The organism is Microbacterium sp. TPD7012 (genome assembly GCF_003075395.1).
In the GTDB taxonomy this organism is placed as follows: domain Bacteria; phylum Actinomycetota; class Actinomycetes; order Actinomycetales; family Microbacteriaceae; genus Microbacterium.
Genome location: NZ_QDFV01000010.1, coordinates 57,515 through 75,751, shown reverse-complemented (window position 1 = coordinate 75,751; position 18,237 = coordinate 57,515). Strand labels below are relative to the sequence as shown.

Here is an 18,237-nt window from a genome sequence, read left to right as displayed (position 1 = left end):
GGGAGTGCGATGGTGGACTCAGCACCGGCTGCAACGCGGGCAGGCTGCAGAGATGCTCTCGGCACCAGACACCATTCGACGCCTAGGCGGGCTCGCACGCGGCACCCATCTTCAGACGCTCGGCTTCACGCGACGCGCGCTGTCACGAGCCGTTCGACGCGGCGAGATCGAGCGCATCCGTGACGGAGTGTTCGCCGCCGGGGTCATCTCGCCGCAGGTCCGGGCGGCGACTGCCCATGGCGGGGCGCTGACGTGCGCGAGCGTGCTGCAGCTGCTGCACGTCTGGGTGCTCTCCCCCGTGGTCGTGCCGCATGTCTGGCTCGGAGCCGATCGTCATGCTCATCCGCATGCCGGCTGTGTGTGCGTCTCGCATTTCTACCGCGGCGCGCGACCCCCGCTTGGACGGGTCTCGGTCGAAGTGGCGCTCGCGCACTTCCTGCGATGCGCCGGCGACGAAGCGTTCTTCGCCGCATACGAATCGGCGTTGCGTCTGCGGCTCCTGACGAACGCAGCGCGTGCGCGCCTGAGTGCGATGATCCCCGCGTCCGCTCGCTGGCTCATTCGTCTTGCGCGCACGGATGCCGACAGCGGCCTGGAATCGATCCTCCGCCTGAGGTTGTACGTGATCGGCATCCGTATCGATTGCCAGATCAGCATTCAGGGAGTCGGTCGCGTCGACTTCGTGATCGGGGATCGCCTCATCCTGGAGGTCGACGGCAAGGAGAATCACGATGGCACGACCATGCGCCACAAGGATCTGGCTCGGGATGCTGCGGCATCCGCACTCGGGTACGAGACTCTCCGCTTCGACTACGCGCAGGTCGTGCATGACTGGCCGACGGTCCAATCCGCCGTGCTCGCCGCCTTGACCCGACTCGAGGACCACGCGTGACCCGTTCGACGGACGATGCCCCGATCTGCTGACGTTTCCTTCAGAGCAGTCAGCAGATCGGGACACATCCCGCGGAGCGGGACGCGTCAGCTGAGCTCTCCACCCTCCAGGAGCTCGGTGACGAGGGCCGCGATCGCCGAGCGCTCGGAGCGCATCAGCGTCACGTGTCCGAACAGATCGTGCCCCTTCAGGGTCTCGATCACGCTGGCGATGCCGTCGTGCCGCCCGACCCGGAGGTTGTCGCGCTGACCCACATCATGCGTCAGGATCACCCGTGAGTTCTGGCCCATCCGGCTGAGGACCGTCAGCAGCACGTTGCGCTCCAGGGACTGCGCCTCGTCGACGATCACGAAGGCGTCGTGCAGCGAGCGTCCGCGGATGTGCGTGAGCGGGAGCACCTCGAGGATGCCGCGCTCCACGACCTCCTCCATGACATTGCCCGACACCACGGAGCCGAGCGTGTCGAACACCGCCTGACCCCACGGGCCCATCTTCTCGCCCTGGTCACCGGGGAGGTAGCCGAGCTCCTGCCCTCCGACGGCGAAGAGCGGACGGAACACGATGATCTTCTTCTGCTGCTGCCGCTCCAGCACGGCCTCGAGTCCGGCGCACAGCGCGAGCGCCGACTTGCCGGTTCCCGCCCGGCCGCCGAGGGAGACGATCCCGACCTCCTGGTCGAGCAGCAGATCGATCGCGATGCGCTGCTCCGCCGAGCGCCCGTGCATCCCGAAGATGTCGCGGTCGCCCCGGACGAGGCGGTACTCGCCGTCGCCGGTCACACGGCCGAGTGCCGATCCGCGCTCCGAGTGGATGATGAGCCCGGTGTTGATCGGAAGCCCGCGGGCCTCCTCGCTGATGCCGACCTCGCTCTCGTACAGGTCGCTGATGTCGTCGCCGGAGAGATCGAGCGTGGAGATGCCGGTCCACCCGGAATCCACGGCCTGCTCGGCGAGGTACTCCTCGGCCCGGATGCCGAGCGACGCCGCCTTGACGCGCATCGGCAGGTCCTTCGACACGATGGTGACGTCTTGGCCGTCCTGAGCGAGGTGCATCGCGACCGAGAGGATGCGCGTGTCGTTGTCGCTCAGGCGGATGCCGGCGGGCAGCACCGACGGGTCGGTGTTCGCGAGCTCCACCCGGAGGGTCCCGCCTTCACCGACCTCGACCGGGAAGTCGAGTCGCCCGTGCTCGATGCGCAGGTCGTCGAGGTGGCGGAGCGCCTGCCGGGCGAAGTAGCCGATCTCCGGATCGTGGCGCTTGCCCTCGAGCTCCGTGATCACGACCACCGGGACGACGACCGAGTGCTCGGCGAACCGGAAGAAGGCCTGCGGATCGCTCAGCAGCACCGACGTGTCGAGCACGTAGGTGCGCAGGTCCTGATCCGGCTCGGCGGACGATGCCCGCCTCGTCGTCTTACGGGTGGACTGCTGCGCGGTGCTGGTGGACTGCTGCGCTGTACGTGTGGTCACGACCCACTCCCGACCCGGGGATGATCCCCGCCTGAGAACGAGTCGACCTGGGGCCACGAGTCGCTAACCGGAAGGCCGACTCGATCGGGCTCCTTGCCCGATGCCTAGAACGTACGACTCCTCGACGGCTTAACCGCGCGACGACACGCCATGATTCTTTACGCGTTGATGAACGTCTCGTTACCGAAGGCCGCGAGCGCCTCGTCCAGCAGCTGGAGAGTGGCGGCATCCGTGCCGGCATGCGCGGCGACGCGGACCGAGGACCCGCGGGCGGTGACCACCAGGCCGGCGTTGGCCAGTGCGGCGGCCAGGCGGGCCGGCTCCTCGGGCGAGAGCGCGACGATTCCCGCTCGTGCCGCACGGTCCCGGGGCGAGCTCACCGCGACACCGTGACGGTCGGCGATCTCGAGGATCGTGTCGACATGCTCGGCGATGCGCGCCTCGATCGCCGCCACACCGGCGTCGCGGATGTCGCGCGCGCCGATCGCCAGACGCCCGGCCGCGAGCGTGTCAGGCTGGCTCACCGTGAACGCCTGAGCGGATGCCGCGGGCGCGGGCAGCTCGTCGACGACGAGCCCGGGGACCACGGTGCCCGTGATCCCGGAGAGGACGGGGGTGATCCGCTCCCTCGCGCGGGGCGAGAACCACGCGAATCCGCTCCCCCGGCCGGCGCGCAGCCATTTGTATCCATGGCCGACCACGACGTCGGCGGCGGCGTAGTCGACGTCGACGACGCCGAACGACTGGACCGCGTCGACGATCAGCAGCCGATCCGGCCCGATGAGCTCGCGGAGAGCCGGCAGGTCGGCGCGGAATCCCGTGCGGAAGTCGACGTGGCTGACAGCGAGGGCCGTGACCTCGTCATCCAGCGCCTCGGCGACGGCATCCGTCGTCATCCGTCCGTCGGCCGACGTGACCCAGCGCGGCGTCAGCGCGCGGTTCGAGGCAGCCGCTGCGCGCTCGAGCGTGAGGCTCACACTGGGGAACTCGGCCGTGCCGGCGATCACCGCGCCCGTCATGCCGTAGAGGGCGTGCATGAGGCCCTGTGTCGACGACGGCTGCAGCGTGACGTCGTCCGCCTCGGCGCCGAGCAGCTCGGCGACCAGCTCCTGCGCCTGCCCCACACGCTCCCACACCAGGGACAGGGAGGAGGGACGTCCGCTGCCGAGGAGGTCGGCGTCCGCGAAGATCTCCTCGCGCACCGACGGCGACAGCGGGCCGAACGCGGCCCAGTTCAGATAGCCGGACTCGTTGTCGAACGTGCCGACGTACTCCTCGATGGTGCTCACCGCGTCATTCTGGCACGCCTCGTCACCGCGGACGGACCAGTTCGGCCGAGGGCTCAGCGCCCGAAGCGGCGATCCCTGTCCGCGTAGTCGCGGATCGCGCGGAGGAAGTCGACCTGCCGCAGATCGGGGCCGAGTGCCTCGACGAAGTAGAACTCGCTGTGCGCGCTCTGCCAGAGCAGGAAGTCGCTGAGCCGCTGCTCTCCGCTGGTGCGGATCACGAGGTCCGGATCGGGCTGACCACCCGTGTAGAGGTGCTCGCCGATCATCTCGGGGGTCAGGTGCGCGGCGAGATCCTCGAGGGTGCCCCCCGAAGCCTCGTGCTTGGTGATGATGCTGCGCACGGCGTCGACGATCTCATGGCGTCCGCCGTAGCCGACGGCCAGGTTCACGTGCAGGCCGGTGTGCTCCTTCGTGCGCTCCTCTGCGTCGGCGAGCACGCGGGCGAGCTCGGACGGAAGGATGTCGGCGCGGCCGACGTGCTGCACCCGCCAGTTCTCCTCCCTCGAGACCGCCTCGGCCAGCTCCGCGATGATCTCGATGAGGTCTGCGAGCTCCGCAGAGTCCCGCTTTCGCAGATTGTCGCTGGACAGCAGGTAGAGCGACACCACGCGCACACCCAGCTCGTCGCACCAGCCGAGGAACTCGCGCATCTTCGCGGCACCCGCCCGGTGCCCCTCCGCCGGAGTCGTGAACCCGAGCTGCCGCGCCCACCGCCGATTGCCGTCGATCATCATGGCGACGTGGTGCGGCACGGACGCCGGATCGAGATGGCGTCGCAGCCGGCTGGTGTAGAGCCGGTACAGCGGTCCGCGCCCCGGGCTCTCGCGTGACATCACCCACCTACGCTACCGTGTCGGGCTCATCTGCGCCGTGTGCGGAGGCTGGGGATATGTACCTGCCCGGGCATGCGCGCCCGCCTAGAGTGAGCACGTGAGCACTCCCGAGTCGTCCGAGCCCGAACTCCCCCAGCTGCCGCTTCTCGAGGAGGCGGAATCGGAGGCCGGGGTCGAGATCAGGCCGACCTGGCGCGGATGGATCCACGCCGGCATCTTCCCCGTCGCCCTCGTCGCCGGGATCGTGCTGATCGTGGTCGCGCAGGGCGGGGCGGCGAAGTGGGCGGCGGCGGTGTTCATGACGAGCTCGCTGCTGCTGTTCGGCAACTCCGCGCTGTACCACCGCTTCGACTGGAAGCCGAAGGTCAAGCTGATCCTGAAGCGGATCGACCACGCCAACATCTTCCTGCTGATCGCCGGCACCTACACGCCGCTCGCGACCCTCGCCCTCCCGCCGGGGAAGGGCGCGCTGCTGCTCGCGCTCGTCTGGGGCGGGACCGTGGTCGGCATCCTCTTCCGCGTCTTCTGGATCCACGCGCCGCGCTGGCTCTACGTCGCCCTCTACCTGCTGATGGGGTGGGCTGCCGTGATGTTCATGGCCGACCTGCTCGCGGCGAACGCCACGATGATGGTGCTCGTCATCGTGGGTGGCCTGCTCTACACGGGCGGGGCGATCGTCTACGCGCTCAAGAAGCCGAACCCGTGGCCCGGCCGGTTCGGCTTCCACGAGATCTTCCACGTGTGCACGGTGCTCGCGTTCCTGTGCCACTGGACCGCATGCCTGCTGATCACGCTGGAGCCGCTGTCGCCGTCGTTGGGCGCCTGACGCCTGCTCAGGTGGAGCGGGGGTCGTCGTCGCCCTCGCGGGTGATCGGCAGGTCCGCATCGGTCTCCGTCGCCTCGTCGGCGGCGCGTGCGGCCTCTTCGGCGTCGAGCTCCTCGCGCACCTCCTCGCGGTACCGGACACGGCGGATGCGTCGGTTCATGTCCCAGATGAGGAGGATCACGGCGATGAGCACCACCACGATCGCGGCGAAGCCGACGAAGCCGGGAGTCACAGCCTCCGGAGCCACCGTCATGACGGGTGTCGGCATCGGAGTCTCGGACAGAGAGCGCATGTGTCGGCCTTTCGTACTCAGGTCGCATAACCTGGTATCACCAGCCTAACGACCGGAAGACCGCACCCGTGACGACCGCAGAAGAGCTCGACGAACGCTACGGCCGCACCCGCACGCGGCGGACGCCGTGGATCATCGGCGGCATCGTCGCCCTGCTGGTGGTCGGAGCCTTCGGCTGGATGATCGTGGCCCAGTCGATGAGCTCGGTGGATGCCGACGACCTCGGCTTCGACCTCGTCGACGAGCACACCGTCGACGTGCGGTTCCAGGTCACCGGCGTGCAGGGCAAGGACGTCGTGTGCGTGGTCGAGGCACTCGACGAGGAGTTCGGCGTGGTCGGCTGGAAGGTCGTCGATATCCCCGCAGGAGACAGCCACTCGCAGGCCGTGTCGGCCTCGGTCCCGACCGTCTCCGCTGCCACCACAGGTTTGGTGAACACCTGCTGGGTCGCCTAGACTCTTCGCAGACAGACGACGCCCTGGCACCGTGCCGGGGCGTCTTGGCATATCCCCCGCAGTTCGCCGGCGGGACCGAAAGAAGGAGCTTCGTCATGTCCACCGACGCTCAGGTTCCCTTCCTCACGCAGGAAGCATATGACCGGCTCGTCGCCGAGCTGGAGCACCTGTCCACCACCGGCCGCGACGAGATCGCCAAGCGCATCGAAGCCGCCCGTGAAGAGGGCGACCTCAAGGAGAACGGCGGCTACCACGCCGCGAAGGACGAGCAGGGCAAGCAGGAGGCCCGCATCCGCACCCTGGAGGGTCTGCTGAAGACCGCGAAGGTCGGCGAGGCCCCGGCCAGCCGCGGCATCGTCGAGCCCGGCACCGTCGTCACCGCGGTCGTCGCGGGCGGCGAGGAGGTCTTCCTCCTCGGCAGTCGCGAGATCGCCGCCGGCGGCAGCGATCTCGACGTGTACAGCGAGGCGAGCCCGCTCGGCCAGGCGATCCTCGGCCTCAAGGTCGGCGAGAAGTCCTCCTACGAGGCTCCGAACGGCCGTTCGATCGCCGTCGAGATCGTGAACGTGGAGACGTACACCGGCTGACGTCGGTCACACGCGAGCGCCCCGGTGTCCCTGAGGATGCCGGGGCGCTTCGTCTCTGCCGGGAGATCAGTCGGGGACGACGATCGGCTCGAATCCGGCCCGGCGCAGAGTGTCGAGCGTGTGCTCGGAGTGCTCGGGTCCGCGCGTCTCGACGCTGAGCTCGAGGATGACGTCGCTGATCTGCAGGCCGTGGCCATGGCGCGTGTGCATGGCCTCCATGACGTTGGCTCCCGCCTCGGCGATGAGCTCGGAGACGCGCGCGAGCTGACCGGGCCGGTCGGGAAGCGGTACGCGGATCGTCAGGTACCGGCCCGAGGCCGCCAGGCCGTGCGAGACGACGCGCTGCAGCAGCAGCGGGTCGATGTTCCCGCCGGAGAGCACCGCCATCGTCGTCCCGGATCCGGTGACCTTGCCGGCCAGGATCGCCGCGACGCCCGCGGCGCCCGCCGGCTCCACGACGACCTTCGCCTGCTCGAGCAGCACGAGGATCGCCCGCGCCAGGTCGTCGTCGGAGACCGTGACGACCTCGTCGACGAGGTCTTTGATGATGTCGAACGGGATGGCGCCGGGACGCGCGACGAGGATGCCGTCGGCGATGGTCGGGCGCGTGACGATGTCGACGGGCTCGCCCGCCGCGAGCGACGGCGGCATGGCGGCCGCGTTCTCGGCCTGCACGCCGATCACCCGAACCGTGCGTCCGAGCTCGGCCGCACGGGCCTTGACCGCCGCGGCGACGCCGGCGATGAGGCCCCCGCCGCCGATGCCGAGGACGATGGTGTCGACGTCGGGGGCGTCGTCGAGGAGCTCGAGGCCGAGCGTGCCCTGGCCGATCACGACGTCACGGTGGTCGAACGGGTGGATGAGCACGGCCCCCGTGCGGTCCGAGAAGTCGGCCGCGAGGCGCAGCGACGTCGCCACGGTCTCGCCCTCGAGCACGACCTCGGCACCGTAGCCGCGGGTGGCCAGGAGCTTGGGCACCGGCACCCCCAGCGGCATGAAGATGGTGGCGGGGATCCCGAGCGCCTGAGCGGCCAGCGCGACGCCCTGCGCGTGGTTCCCGGCCGACGCCGCGACGACGCCGCGGGAGCGCTCTTCGGCGCTGAGTCTCGACAGACGGTAGGCCGCGCCGCGGATCTTGAACGAGCCGGTGCGCTGCAGGTTCTCCATCTTCAGCAGCACCGGAGAGCCGAGCACGTCGGAGAGCGCGCGGGACGGCAGCGTCGGCGTGTGCGAGATCACCTCAGCCAGGCTCTGAGCCGCGTTCTCGAACTCGGAAAGGCTGGGGACTGCGCTCATCGATTCCTCCGTTGCCGCTCGCGCGGCACTGTGCTCCAGATCAGATCTCCGCTCGGGGCGGCGCCGGTGCGCCACGATCCCGAGCTCAGGGTCACCGCTGCGACGTTGACGAACGCCGCCAGCGGCACCGCGAACAGTGCGCCGGGGATGCCGGCGATCATCGCACCGCCGGCGACGACGAGCACGACGGCCAGCGGGTGCACCTTGACGGCGGAGCCCATCATGATGGGCTGCAGGATGTGTCCCTCGATCTGCTGCACCGCGAGCACCACGACGAGCATCCACAGCGCGATCCACGGTCCGTTGTAGACGAGCGCGAGGAAGACGGCGATGGCTCCGGTGGCGACCGCACCGACGATCGGGATGAACGAGCCGAGGAAGACCAGCACGGCGACAGGCAGTGCGAGCGGGACCTGCAGGAGGAAGGCTCCGAGGCCGATGCCGATCGCGTCGATCGTCGCGACGAAGAGCTGGGTGCGCGCGTAGTTGACGATCGTCCGCCAGCCGTTGCGGGCCGCGCCGTCGACCGCCGGGCGGGCGTTGCGCGGGAAGAGCTTGACGGTCCAGCGCCAGATGCCGCCGCCGTCGGCGAGGAGGCAGATGAGGCTGAACAGCGCGAGGAGCGCTCCGGTGACGACATGCCCCAGCGTCGTGCCGATCGCCAGCGCGCCCGAGAGCAGCGCCTGCGTCTGCTCCTCGATCATCGCGAAGCCCTGGTCGATGTAGTCGGCGATCTGGCTGTCGGACAGCTGCAGGGGGCCCTCGTGCAGCCAGACCTGGAAGCCGTCGATGGCCTTCGCGGTGCTCTCCTGCACGGCGGGGAGCTCGACGCGGACCTGCCACACGACGAGCCACACGAGTCCGGTGACGATCGCCGCCGTGCCGATGAGCGATACCGCGATGGCGGCCCACCGCGGGAACCGGTGGCGCAGCATCCACTCGAAGGCGGGCCACAGCAGCGCCGTGATGAGGATGGCGACCATCAGCGGGATCACCAGCAGCTTCAGCAGCATGACGAGCCAGATGAAGACGCCGAGGACCGCGGCGATGAGAAGCAGCCGCCACGAGTATGCGGCGGTGATGCGCAGCCTCGGGGGCACGGCCTCGTCGGCCTCGGTCGTCACGGTGCGGTCGGTGGAGACCGGGCGCGGGCGGAACAGGTCTCGCAGCCGGGGTCGCTGGTCCTCGCTCATCGCCCAAGTCTACGGCGGTCGCACGGCGGCTCACGACGCGATGTCACCGGCCGGCGATACGCTGACGACGTGACAGACACCCTCAGCCCCGCCCAGGCTCGCCGCATCGCTCTGGCCGCTCAGGGATTCACCCGTGCTCGTCCGGCATCCGTCTCCCGTCGCCATGTGGATCGGGTGATGGAACGACTCGGCGTGCTGCAGATCGACTCGGTCAACGTCTTCGCGCGTTCGCACTACCTGCCGCTGTTCTCGCGCCTCGGCGCCTATGAGCCGGCGCTGCTGGACCGCGTCTTCCTGGCCCGCACCACGCACTACGTGGAGTATCTCGCCCACGAGGCCACCTTCATCCCGATCGAGGACTGGCCGCTCTGGCGCTTCCGCATGGACGATTTCCGCCGGCGGTGGGCGGGCGAGGACTCGTGGCTGAGCGCCAACGCCCGCACGGTCCGGTGGGTGCAGGACGAGCTGCGCACGCGCGGCCCGCTGCGCCCTGCCGACCTGCGCGCCGATGCCCCGCGGGAACGCGGAACGTGGTGGGACTGGGACGAGGTCAAGCTCGCGCTCGAGCACCTCTGGCGCACGGGCGACGTCGCCGTGAGCGGACGCCGCGGCTTCGAGCGCACCTACGCGCTCGCCGAGCATGTGATACCCGATGCCATCCTCTCCCGCGAGATCCCGCGCGCCGAGGCGATCCACGAGCTGATGCGCCGCGCCGCGCGATCGAGCGGGGTCGCGACGCAGTCCGATCTCGCCGACTACTACCGCATCAAGGATCGGTCGACGGTGGCACGGTCGATCGCCGACCTCGTCGATGCCGGCGAGCTCGAACCCGTGCACGTCCGCGGCTGGGAGCGGAGCGGAAGACCCATCCCCGCCTGGCGCCACCGCGACGCGGTCCTGCCACGCAGGGTCGACGCCGCGGCCCTGCTGACCCCCTTCGATCCGGTGGTCTGGTTCCGCGATCGAGCGCTTCGCACGTTCGACCTCGACTACCGCATCGAGATCTACGTCCCCGCCGAGAAGCGGAGGTTCGGCTACTACTCCCTGCCCGTCCTCGTCGGCGACCGCATCGTCGCGCGGGTCGATCTGAAAGCCGAGCGCGCGACGTCGACGCTGCAGGTGCAGTCCGCGTGGTGGGAGCCGCAGGCGCGAGCCGAAGACGCGGGTCGCATCGCCGAGGAGCTCGCCCTCGCGGCGGCCTGGCAGGGGCTCGAGCACATCTCGGTCTCGGGCTGGGGCGACGCGACCGCCGCGATCCACGACGCTCTTCGCGGCCGCGCCGACGCTTCGATCCAGCGCCATCTGCACGCCAGGGAAAGCGTGTCATGACGCGGCGCCGGTGGTGGCTCGTCGGAGGCCTGGCCGCTCTCGTGGTCGCCGCCGCGGGCGGGGTGCTGATCGGGCAGTCGCTCGCTCGCCCCGGCACTCCGCAGGAGGCGGCGAGCGCCTACGTGCGCGCGCTCGAGTCCGGCGACCCGGCGGCCGTTGCGGCGACCGGAGCAGACGTCTCCGCGACGGCGCTCGGCGCGTTCGCCGGGGCCAGCGCTCTCATCGACGACGCCGAGGTCACCGGGGTCGAGCAGAACGGCGAGGCGGCGGCGACGGCGGACATCTTCTTCCGCCTCGGTGAGGAGAAGCGGACGGCACGGCTGGACATCACCCGGGTCGACGGCCGCTGGACCGTCGGGGCGTCCGCGCTCGGCACCGCGACCGTGACGGCCGACCTGGGTTCGTCCGTCCGCCTCGGCGACGAGACCGTATCCGTCGGCGAGGCGCTGCTTCTGCTGCCCGCCGAGTACGCCGTCTCCGCCGCGCCCTCGTCGCTTCTCGACGGCTCGGCGAACCTGCTCGTGCTGCCGGGCGAGGATGTCGAGGTCACGGTCGAGGTCACTCCCCTGCCGGCGGCGGTCGATGCCGCACAGGAGCAGCTCGACGAGCACCTCGCGGAGTGCACCGCATCAGACGACTCGACGCAGGCTCCGACGACGCCGGTCGGCTGCGGCATCCGCATCCCCTGGGGGACGGAGTTCCGCGACGTCACCGACATCCGCTATCGCATCGAGACGTCACCGGAGATCGCCCTGGACGCGACCGGGTTCCTCGCCGACGGGGGCGTCCTCATCGCGACCGTCACGGGGACGGGGCAGGACGGCACGGAGCGCACGACGACGTACCGCACCGATTCCTGGAGCATCCGCGGCGACATCGAGTTCACCGAGGAGGAGCTGGTCCTCACGGCGTGGTGAGAGATGCCTCAGCGGCGGGTTTCGACTCGCTGCGCTCGCTCAACCTTGATGCGCAGAGCGCATCAGAACTGCACGCGCGGCGGCTCCGAGATCGCGCCGCTGTCGGCGACCTCGAAGAACTCGCGCTCGGTGAAGCCCAGCCCCTTGGCGAAGAGGTTGTTCGGGAACACCTTGATCTTCGTGTTCAGCTCGCGCACGCCGCCGTTGTAGAACCGGCGCGCGGCCTGGATCTTGTCCTCGGTGTCGACGATCGCCTGCTGGAGCTGGAGGAAGTTCTGGCTCGCCTGCAGCTGCGGGTACGCCTCGGCGACGGCGAAGAGACTGCGCAGCGCCTGCTGCAGGTGTCCCTCGGCGATGCCGGCTTCCCCGGGACCGCCCGCGGACAGCGTCTCGGCGCGTGCGCGCGTGACGTTCTCGAAGACGGCCTTCTCATGGGAGGCATACCCCTTGACCGTCTCGATGAGGTTCGGGATGAGGTCGGCTCGTCGCTTGAGCTGCACCGTGATGCCGCTCCACGCCTCATCGACGCGGACGTTCAGCTGCACCAGCGAGTTGTACGTGGCCCAGAGATAGATGCCGACGAGCAGGATCACTCCGACGACGATCAGTACTGGCACGAGCCATTCCATCAGAGGCCCACCCTTCCTCGTGTTTCTCTCATCCTAGACGCGCTGTCTGCACGTGCACTGGGGATCACGCGCTCCGGCGCCGTCCGAGCAGGTCAGTCGCCCAGCACGCGGTCGAGATAGCGGTTGCTGAACCGACGCTCGGGGTCGAGGCGGTCGCGCACGGCGACGAAGTCGTCGAACCGCGGGTAGATCTCGCGCAGCGTCTCGGCGGTCTGCGTGTGGAGCTTGCCCCAGTGCGGCCGCCCTCCGTGCTCCTGCATGATGGCCTCGACGGCCCCGAAGTACTCCGTCGGATCGGCACGCCAGTAGCGGTGCACGGCGATGTAGGCGCTCGCTCGCCCGTGGGCCGTGGAGAGCCACCGGTCGTCCTGCGCGGCGAAGCGCACCTCGACGGGGAACTCGATGCGCCAGCCCCGGCGGTCGATGAGCTCTCGCACGGCGCGGAACGCCGGGACGACGTTCTCGGCGGGGATCGCGTATTCCATCTCGCGGAAGCGCACCGTGCGGCTCTGCGTGAGGACGCGATTCGACAGGTCGGTGTACTCGCGATCTCCGGTGAGCTTCACCGCCAGCCGACTGAACGGCGGGGTGACGGCCGGGACGAGCTGTCCTGCCGCGCACACGAGCCGATAGACGCCGTTGGACAGCAGAGTCTCGTCGATCCACTTCCCCACCGTCGGGAGCGGCTTGCGCACAGCCGATTCGGGCAGGCGGGACTGCCGCTTGGTGAGCGCGACATCGGTGTGCGGGAACCAGTAGAACTCGAAGTGGTCGGATGCCGAGACGTGGCTCTCGAGCTGATCCAGCACGTCCTCCAGCGGCATCGGCTCGTCGACCGCGTGCATGACGAACGTCGGGACGCACTGGAGGGTGACCTCGACGATGATGCCGAGCGCGCCGAGTCCGAGCGCGGCGGCGGGCAGGAGTTCGCTGTTCTGCTGCTCGTCGATGCGGAGGAACTCGCCGGCGGCCGTGATGATCGTGAGGCCGACGACCTGGGTGGCGAGCCCGCCGAAAGCAGCGCCGGTGCCGTGTGTGCCGGTCGAGATCGCCCCGGAGATCGACTGCCGATCGATGTCTCCGAGGTTCTCCATCGCCAGGCCGTACGGCGCGAGGAGCGCCGGGATCCGATGCAGCCGGGTGCCCGCGAGCAGGGTCACGCGCCCGGTGACGGCGTCCGCCGAGACCAGGCCCTGCATGTCGTCGAGTTCCAGCAGCACGCCCGGCGCGACGGCGATGCCCGTGAAGCTGTGACCGGCACCCACCGCCTTCACCGTGAGCCCGTGGTGCACGGCGGCGATCACCGCCCGCTGCACACCCTCGGGGCTGCGCGGACGCTCCACTCGCACAGGACGGACCGACGCCGACCGCCCCCAGTTCTGCCAGGTGCCGCCGATTCTCGTCACAGGAACGCCTTTCCCTCGCCGCGGTAGGTCGGCAGCTCGTCGATGATCTCGTCACCGGAGACGAGGTGGTACCGCTCGATCCGCTCGGCCGGCTCGCCGCTCTTCGCGTGCCGGAACCAGACCCGGTCCCCGACGCCGAGAGAGGTCGCCGCGGGGCCCTGCAGCGGTGTCTGCACCTCGCCGGCGGCCTCGCGAGTGAGAGTCCGGAGACCTTGCGGCCAGACCGGCTTCGGCTGACGTGAGGCGACGGGCGGGCCCGATGCGATCCACCCCCCGCCGAGCACGGTCGCGATGTCGGGAGCCGGACGACGGACGACATCGAAGGCGAAGGCGGATGCCGGAGCCGGCTGGAACGACCGATAGCCGTCGAACAGGTGACCACCGAGGAGCCCGCTGCCGGCACTCGCCTCGGTGAGGGACTCGTCGCTGCCGGTGAACTCGAGCGACCCCGTGCCTCCGCCGTTGAGGAACTCCATCGGCGCGAGGGCGGTGACGGCCTCGACGATCGCCGCCCGGCGCTCGCGCAGCTCGGCGCGCGACCGCGCCTGCACCATGCGGATCAGCGGCGCATCGGACCCGGCGTCATCGCCCTGACCGGCGATCTGCGCGTCGTACATCTGCAGACCCACGAGCCGGAAACCGGGGCGCGCGATGACCTTCCGGGCGAAGCCGGCGACCTCTCCCGCGGTGAAGAGCGCCGAGCGGCGGACGCCGATGTGCCCGAGGACCGAAGACTTCCACGAGGCGTCGACATCGACTGCGACGCGGATCTCCGGACGTTCGCCCGGCCCCTTGATGCTGTCGATGAGGTCGAGATGCGCCGGGTCGTCGACCATGAGCGTGATGCGGCGCGCCGCCTGCTCATCGGCGAACAGGATCTCGAGGCTCGTCCGGTCCACCGTCGGGTAGGCGAGCACGATGTCGTCGTGGGTCTCGGCGAGCCAGAGGGCCTCCGCGAGAGTGAACGCGAGGATGCCGCGGTACCCGGGGAGCTTCAGGACGGCGTCCAGGACCGCACGCACGCGCACCGACTTGGATGCGACGCGGATGGGCAGGCCACCGGAGCGCACCAGCATGTCCATCGCGTTGTAGCGCAGCGCCTCTCGGTCGATCACCGCGACCGGCGCGGACAGGTGCTGCGTCGCGGCGGAGAGGCGAGGCCAGTATCGAGCCGGATCCTGCCACTCGGGGGCAACCACGGGGGCACCCGGAACGGGGCTCAGTTCTTCGGTGAGGTCGAGCACTCCCCCACCTTATGGCTTCTCGGACTCCGGATCACGTCCGGCGGCACCCCGTCGCACGCGCCGGTCGCCGATAGGCTGGCGGCGTGGCCCCCGTAGCCCAATGGCAGAGGCAGGCGACTTAAAATCGCTTCAGTCTGGGTTCGAGTCCCAGCGGGGGCACGCCCGATCCTCACTCGTCGATCACGGCAGGTTCCCGTCGAGCAGCGGCCGCCTCGCGTATCCGTCGCACGACCAGGACCACCAGTGCGATCGCGATGGCCGTGTACACGGCGTAGTCCAGGTATCCGAGGTAGTGCTCGAGCTGCTCGTGCTGCGTGCCGAGCGCCGCGCCCACTCCCAGGAGCAGCGCATTCCACAGCCCGCTGCCGAGGATCGTGTAGACGCTGAATGTGAGCAGATTCATGCGCGATGCCCCGGCCGGGATCGAGATCAGGCTGCGCACGCCCGGCACCATGCGGCCGACGAGCACGGTCCACGCGCCGCTCCGCGCGAACCAGGCCGCGCCCCGCTCGAGATCGGACCTGCTGACGAGGCGCGTGCCGGCGAGCAGCCGGATCGCCCGCGCCATGCCGATGGCCGATCCCAGCCCGTAGAGGAGCAGCGCTCCCAGCCACGACGCGAGCGTGCTCCAGAAGAGGAGCCATCCGAGGGTCAGCTGTCCGCTCTGGCTGAGATAGCCGGCGAACGGCAGGATCACCTCGCTCGGGATGGGCGGCACCAGCACCTCGAGGAAGACGAGCACCCCGACACCGATGTCTCCGAGTGCGGTGAGGACGTCGGCCGCGAAACCGCTCAGGCCGGTGAAGCCGTGGTCGGCATCCGTCATGCGATCCCCGCCTATCGTCCGAAGATGTCGCCGAGCCCCGGGATCCCGAGGTCGCCGAGACGCTCGCCCCAGCCGGTCGCGGTCTCGCCGAGCCCCGACACCGCCTCGCCGGCGGATCCCATCAGCTCCTCCGCACCGCCGGTGAACGCTTCCACATCGACGCCCGAGGCGAGCGCCTCCAGATCGACACCCTCTGCCAGAGCGCTGAAGTCGACGCCGAGCCCCGCAGCCTGCTCCAGGAGCGGAGCAGCGACGGTGCTGAGCACCGCGCCGCCCGCGACCGCACCGAGGATGCCGACCGCCGCGCCTCCGGCCAGGACCGCGGCACCGCCCGTCCCGCTCCCGCGGACGCGGGACAGGAGTCCGCGCATCCGACCCGGACGCAGGGCCTCGGCGCGTCCGGCCGCGCGCGCGAGGTCTTCCGGCGAGGAGGAGTGCGGGCGCTCGCCCGGTGCGAGTTCCGCGCGCATGCGCTCCTCGACCAGGGTGCGCTGCTGCGGCGTCAGGCGGGCGAACGCGTCACGATGGATCTGCTCGATGCGCTGCGGATCTGCGGTCTTCATCAGGTAGTCGTAGCGCGCGATCGCGGCTCGATCGGCGTCGGTCCCTGTCGTGGCCGCTCGAGCTCCCGAGGCCGATCCGACGTGCGCTGCCGTCGCACCGGGAGCGGGCGGCGGCGCGTACGGGTCTGCGGCGGCGGGAGGCGACGGCGGGGCGGGCACCCGGCGTTCTGCGTGGTGCCCGGCACTCTCCGACGGACCTCGCACGGCGTCGACGGCGCCGCGGAGCACGCCGCCCCAATCGGTCGATGACCGGGATCCGTCAGCGGGACTGCCGCTGCGCGCGGACCCGGAGTTCTTCTCCAGGGCTTCGGAGGCGATGCCGATCAAGCGGGAGAGCTTTCCCATGATGGTCCCTTTCGTGGAGCGGTGCGGACCACCGGGATTCCACGACGTCGGACGACGGCAAGAGTCGAGGCAGCCCGCAGAGCGGGTGCCAAGGTCTCCTCCACCCTCTCGGGCCGACGGGCCGGGACACGATCTCGTGTCCGTAATGACGACTCCGCCGCAGACGGGAGTACTCCCCTTGCGCGCTCGACACTACCGAGCCGAGCTATGCGTGACCTCCACGCCGCGCCCTGGAACGCGAACAGCCCTCCCCGGCAGAGGGAGGGCTGTTCGGACGGGCTGAGCCGAGGTGCTACTTGGCGGCGACCTTCTCGGCGACAGGCTTCTTGGCCGGAGCCTTCTTGGCCGGAGCCTTCTTCGCCGCCGGAGACTTCGCGGCCGGAGCCTTCTCCGCTGCCGGAGCCTTCTCCGTCGCGGCAGCGTCGACCGGGGCCTTGTCGTCGGGGACCGCGCCGGTCACGGCGGTGGTCGTCGCGGCATCCGACGACGGCGAGGCCGGAACGGCGGGCGCGGCGGGAGCGGCTGCACGCGGACGTGCCGCGAACTCCTCGAAGACGTAGCGCGGGTTCTGCACGGTCTCGAGGTTCACCAGGTCGCGGCCGAGCCACAGGTTGTTCCACCAGCCCCAGATCACGCGGAACTTGCGCTCCCACGTGGGCATCGCGAGGCCGTGGTAGCCGCGGTGGGCGACCCACGCGACGAAGCCCTTGAGCGCGAGCTTTCCGGACTGGAAGACACCGTTGTAGAGGCCGAGACCGGCCACGGCGCCCATGTTCTTGTGGAAGTACTCCTTCGGGGTCTCCCCGCGGAGCACGGCGACGATGTTCTTCGCGAGCAGCTTCGCCTGACGCACCGCGTGCTGGGCGTTCGGCACGCAGAAGCCGCCGACGCCACCGCCGGAGAGATCAGGGACGGCCGAGACGTCACCGGCAGCCCAGGCGCCTTCGACGAAAGCCTCGGGGGTGCCGACGCGCAGGTCCGCGCGGGTCTGGATGCGACCGCGCTCCTCGACGGGCAGGTCGCCGCCGCGGACGACGGTCGGGTTCGCCATGACACCGGCGGTCCAGACGATCAGGTCGGTCGGGATGACCTCACCGGTGGAGAGCTCGACGTTTCCGTCGACAGCGCTGGTGAGCTGCGTGTCGAGGTGCACGTTCGCACCGCGCTTGGCGAGGTCCTTGAGCACCCACTCGCTCGTCTTCAGCGAGACCTCGGGCATGATGCGGCCCATCGCCTCGATGAGGTGGAAGTGCGTGTCGTCGAACGTCAGCTGCGGGTACTTCGACACCAGCGACGAGGCGAGCGAACGCAGCTCGGCGAACACCTCGATACCGGCGAAGCCACCGCCGACGACGATGACGGTGAGCAGTCGGTCGCGCTCGGGACCGGCGGGCAGGGACGCCGCCTTGTCGAAGTTCGACATGAGGCGGTCGCGGATCGCGACGGCCTCTTCGATCGTCTTGAGGCCGATCGCGTTGTCGGCGATGCCCGGGATCGGGAACGTGCGCGAGACGGCGCCGGCGGTCACGACGATCTGGTCGTACGCGAACTCGTACGGCTCACCGAGCGGCGGCGTGATCGTCGCGGTCTTCTCGGCGTGGTTGATGTTCGTCACCTTGGCGGTGATGACGTTCGTGCGCTTGAGGTGACGTCGGTGCGCGACCACGGAGTGCCGAGCCTCGATCGAGCCCGCGGCGACCTCGGGGAGGAACGGCTGGTACGTCATGTACGGCAGCGGGTCGACCATGGTCACCTCCGCCTCGCCCTTGCGCAGGTGCTTCTCGAGCTTCCACGCGCTGTAGAAGCCCGCGTAGCCTCCACCGACGATCAGAATCTTGGGCACAGT

Annotated in this window: 18 protein-coding genes and 1 tRNA gene; 7 read left to right on the top strand and 12 right to left on the bottom strand. The window is 69.9% G+C overall.

Features of this window, described 5'->3' with window-relative positions; all coding sequences use genetic code 11:
* Positions 1-892: type IV toxin-antitoxin system AbiEi family antitoxin domain-containing protein (locus DC434_RS19290; RefSeq protein ID WP_347707152.1), on the top strand; the 892-nt coding region annotated here is incomplete at its 5' end.
* 86 nt (positions 893-978) lie between these two features.
* Here the strand turns inward: DC434_RS19290 and DC434_RS19285 are convergent.
* From DC434_RS19285 to DC434_RS19275, 3 genes are all read right to left on the bottom strand, one after another.
* Positions 979-2,265, bottom strand: coding sequence for a PhoH family protein (locus tag DC434_RS19285; RefSeq protein WP_243409022.1), 1,287 nt, complete (start codon positions 2,263-2,265; stop codon positions 979-981).
* A 254-nt stretch (positions 2,266-2,519) separates the two neighbouring features.
* The gene (locus DC434_RS19280) at positions 2,520-3,650 is read right to left on the bottom strand and encodes an aminotransferase class V-fold PLP-dependent enzyme (RefSeq protein WP_116636938.1); all 1,131 of its coding nucleotides are present in this window, start codon (positions 3,648-3,650) and stop codon (positions 2,520-2,522) included.
* A gap of 53 nt (positions 3,651-3,703) precedes the next feature.
* On the bottom strand, positions 3,704-4,483 hold the full coding sequence (locus DC434_RS19275) for an isoprenyl transferase (protein WP_116636937.1): 780 nt from the start codon (positions 4,481-4,483) through the stop codon (positions 3,704-3,706).
* Positions 4,484-4,580: 97 nt separating this feature from the next.
* On the opposite strand from DC434_RS19275, the gene DC434_RS19270 reads away from it, so the two are divergent.
* A complete protein-coding gene (locus tag DC434_RS19270; RefSeq protein ID WP_116636936.1) occupies positions 4,581-5,309 on the top strand; it encodes a hemolysin III family protein in 729 nt (242 codons plus the stop codon).
* Between the two features lie 7 nt (positions 5,310-5,316).
* Here the strand turns inward: DC434_RS19270 and DC434_RS19265 are convergent, their stop codons facing one another.
* Entirely contained in the window at positions 5,317-5,601 is a 285-nt protein-coding gene (locus DC434_RS19265; protein ID WP_116636935.1) for a hypothetical protein, read from the bottom strand.
* 68 nt (positions 5,602-5,669) lie between these two features.
* On the opposite strand from DC434_RS19265, the gene DC434_RS19260 reads away from it, so the two are divergent.
* Positions 5,670-6,056, top strand: a complete 387-nt coding sequence (locus DC434_RS19260; protein WP_116636934.1) for a DUF4307 domain-containing protein — start codon at positions 5,670-5,672, stop codon at positions 6,054-6,056.
* A gap of 95 nt (positions 6,057-6,151) precedes the next feature.
* Positions 6,152-6,643 carry a transcription elongation factor GreA gene (gene greA, locus DC434_RS19255; protein WP_116636933.1) on the top strand — a complete coding sequence of 164 codons (492 nt, stop codon included), beginning with the start codon at positions 6,152-6,154 and terminating at the stop codon, positions 6,641-6,643.
* 66 nt (positions 6,644-6,709) lie between these two features.
* On the opposite strand, the gene ilvA is transcribed toward greA, so the two are convergent.
* Together ilvA and DC434_RS19245 are read right to left on the bottom strand one after the other, a co-directional pair.
* The gene (gene ilvA, locus DC434_RS19250) at positions 6,710-7,939 is read right to left on the bottom strand and encodes a threonine ammonia-lyase (RefSeq protein WP_116636932.1); all 1,230 of its coding nucleotides are present in this window, start codon (positions 7,937-7,939) and stop codon (positions 6,710-6,712) included.
* Positions 7,936-9,132 carry an AI-2E family transporter gene (locus DC434_RS19245; RefSeq protein ID WP_116636931.1) on the bottom strand — a complete coding sequence of 399 codons (1,197 nt, stop codon included), beginning with the start codon at positions 9,130-9,132 and terminating at the stop codon, positions 7,936-7,938. Before DC434_RS19245 ends, ilvA begins: the two co-directional genes overlap by 4 nt.
* 69 nt (positions 9,133-9,201) lie before the next feature.
* Between DC434_RS19245 and DC434_RS19240 the strand changes: the two genes are divergently transcribed.
* A complete protein-coding gene (locus DC434_RS19240; RefSeq protein ID WP_116636930.1) occupies positions 9,202-10,461 on the top strand; it encodes a crosslink repair DNA glycosylase YcaQ family protein in 1,260 nt (419 codons plus the stop codon).
* The gene (locus tag DC434_RS19235) at positions 10,458-11,378 is read left to right on the top strand and encodes a hypothetical protein (RefSeq protein WP_116636929.1); all 921 of its coding nucleotides are present in this window, start codon (positions 10,458-10,460) and stop codon (positions 11,376-11,378) included. Before DC434_RS19240 ends, DC434_RS19235 begins: the two co-directional genes overlap by 4 nt.
* Positions 11,379-11,440: 62 nt before the next feature.
* On the opposite strand, the gene DC434_RS19230 is transcribed toward DC434_RS19235, so the two are convergent.
* The 3 genes from DC434_RS19230 to DC434_RS19220 all read right to left on the bottom strand — a co-directional run bounded on the left by DC434_RS19230 (position 11,441) and on the right by DC434_RS19220 (position 14,657).
* Positions 11,441-12,007 (bottom strand): LemA family protein, encoded by a 567-nt coding sequence (locus DC434_RS19230; protein ID WP_116636928.1) that lies wholly within the window; start codon positions 12,005-12,007, stop codon positions 11,441-11,443.
* Positions 12,008-12,099: 92 nt separating this feature from the next.
* On the bottom strand, positions 12,100-13,413 hold the full coding sequence (locus DC434_RS19225; protein WP_116636927.1) for a D-arabinono-1,4-lactone oxidase: 1,314 nt from the start codon (positions 13,411-13,413) through the stop codon (positions 12,100-12,102).
* Entirely contained in the window at positions 13,410-14,657 is a 1,248-nt protein-coding gene (locus tag DC434_RS19220; protein WP_116636926.1) for an alanine racemase, read from the bottom strand. The genes DC434_RS19225 and DC434_RS19220 overlap by 4 nt, the downstream gene beginning before the upstream one ends.
* Before the next feature lie 86 nt (positions 14,658-14,743).
* Here DC434_RS19220 and DC434_RS19215 point away from each other — a divergent pair.
* Positions 14,744-14,816, top strand: a tRNA-Leu gene (locus DC434_RS19215).
* A gap of 10 nt (positions 14,817-14,826) precedes the next feature.
* Here the strand turns inward: DC434_RS19215 and DC434_RS19210 are convergent.
* The 3 genes from DC434_RS19210 to DC434_RS19200 form a co-directional block, all read right to left on the bottom strand.
* A complete protein-coding gene (locus DC434_RS19210) occupies positions 14,827-15,483 on the bottom strand; it encodes a DedA family protein (protein ID WP_116636925.1) in 657 nt (218 codons plus the stop codon).
* Positions 15,484-15,494: 11 nt separating this feature from the next.
* Entirely contained in the window at positions 15,495-16,391 is an 897-nt protein-coding gene (locus DC434_RS19205) for a cation-transporting ATPase (protein ID WP_116636924.1), read from the bottom strand.
* 292 nt (positions 16,392-16,683) lie between these two features.
* On the bottom strand, positions 16,684-18,234 hold the full coding sequence (locus tag DC434_RS19200; protein ID WP_116636923.1) for an NAD(P)/FAD-dependent oxidoreductase: 1,551 nt from the start codon (positions 18,232-18,234) through the stop codon (positions 16,684-16,686).
* Positions 18,235-18,237 lie beyond the last annotated feature (3 nt).

Coding starts and splice junctions, on each gene's coding strand:
- DC434_RS19275 (WP_116636937.1), bottom strand. CDS start 4,483: ATGTCACGCGAGAGCCCGGGGCGCGGACCGCTGTACCGGCTCTACACC.
- ilvA (WP_116636932.1), bottom strand. CDS start 7,939: ATGAGCGCAGTCCCCAGCCTTTCCGAGTTCGAGAACGCGGCTCAGAGC.
- DC434_RS19210 (WP_116636925.1), bottom strand. CDS start 15,483: ATGACGGATGCCGACCACGGCTTCACCGGCCTGAGCGGTTTCGCGGCC.
- greA (WP_116636933.1), top strand. CDS start 6,152: ATGTCCACCGACGCTCAGGTTCCCTTCCTCACGCAGGAAGCATATGAC.
- DC434_RS19230 (WP_116636928.1), bottom strand. CDS start 12,007: ATGGAATGGCTCGTGCCAGTACTGATCGTCGTCGGAGTGATCCTGCTC.
- DC434_RS19235 (WP_116636929.1), top strand. CDS start 10,458: ATGACGCGGCGCCGGTGGTGGCTCGTCGGAGGCCTGGCCGCTCTCGTG.
- DC434_RS19245 (WP_116636931.1), bottom strand. CDS start 9,132: ATGAGCGAGGACCAGCGACCCCGGCTGCGAGACCTGTTCCGCCCGCGC.
- DC434_RS19205 (WP_116636924.1), bottom strand. CDS start 16,391: ATGGGAAAGCTCTCCCGCTTGATCGGCATCGCCTCCGAAGCCCTGGAG.
- DC434_RS19265 (WP_116636935.1), bottom strand. CDS start 5,601: ATGCGCTCTCTGTCCGAGACTCCGATGCCGACACCCGTCATGACGGTG.